This is a genomic window from Streptomyces sp. A012304, assembly GCF_026008495.1.
Classification (GTDB): Bacteria; Actinomycetota; Actinomycetes; order Streptomycetales; family Streptomycetaceae; genus Streptomyces.
The window spans coordinates 79,790-80,832 of sequence record NZ_BQUN01000200.1 but is presented as its reverse complement, the minus strand read 5'-3'; the positions used below and the strand labels follow the sequence as shown (position 1 = coordinate 80,832).

Below are 1,043 nucleotides of genomic sequence, written 5' to 3'. Positions count from 1 at the left end.
GTCGCGATCAGGATGAGGACCGCGATGGGTGAGGCGAGCACGGTGTGGCCGAGGGCGATGGCGATGGGGCTGCCGAGCATCGCGGCCGGCTCGAAGAACAGGAACAGGCCGAGCGCGGTGACGATCTGGGGGATGACGAGCGGTCCGAGGACCAGGGCGAAGACGGCGGAGCGCAGGGGGAGTTCGCTGCGGGTCAGGGCGGTCGCCGCGGTCACCGCGATGATCAGGGAGAACACGGTGCTCAGGGCGGCGACCAGAGCGGACAGGGAGAGCGCGGCGGGCCATTTGCTGCCGTCGGCGAACAGGGCCTTGTACCAGTTCAGCGTCCACGCCTCGGGCGGGAAGGCGGCGAAGGCGTTGTTGCTGAAGGAGGTGACGAGGATGACGACGATCGGCAGGGCCAGGAACAGCAGGATGACGGTGGCGACGGCGGTCAGGGCGATGCGTCCGGCGAGGGACTTGCGCAGCTCCATCATGACGCGCTCCTCTTCTTACGGCTGGCGCCCAGGGAGCTGACGGCCTTGACCAGCAGCAGTCCGGCCAGGGTGAGGACCAGCAGGATGACGCCCTGAGCGGCCGCGCCGTTCCACTGGTTCTCCTTGGTGACCTGCTGGTTGATCAGGGTGGCGATCATCGTCTGGTTGGGGCCGCCCATCAGGGCGGGGGTGATGTAGTAGCCCAGCGAGAGGATGAAGCTGAGCAGGCCCGCGCTGGCCAGTCCGGGGGCGACCAGCGGCAGGTAGACGCGCCGGAAGATCGTCACCCGGCCCGCGCCCATGCTGGACGCGGCCGCCAGCAGCCGCCGGTCCACGCCGCGCATCACCCCGTACAGCAGCAGCACCGTGTACGGGAGCATCATCGAGGTGGTGCCGATGACCACGCCGAGCTCGTTGTAGAGCAGCTGGAACGGCGCGCCGGGGACCGACATGGCGGCCAGGCTCTCGTTCACCAGGCCCTTGTCGCCGAGCATGATGATCCAGCCGTAGGTACGCACCAGGGCACTGATGAAGTGCGGGACGACGACGACCAGCATCGCCAGGCCG

General features: G+C 68.6%; 2 protein-coding genes. Both read right to left on the bottom strand.

What is annotated here, in order from left to right:
- Positions 1-476 (bottom strand): ABC transporter permease (locus tag ALMP_RS40375; protein WP_375803618.1); only part of this gene is annotated, 476 nt, incomplete at its 3' end.
- The coding region (locus ALMP_RS40370; protein WP_264936978.1) for an ABC transporter permease at positions 473-1,043 on the bottom strand (571 nt) is incomplete at its 5' end. The genes ALMP_RS40370 and ALMP_RS40375, both read right to left, overlap by 4 nt.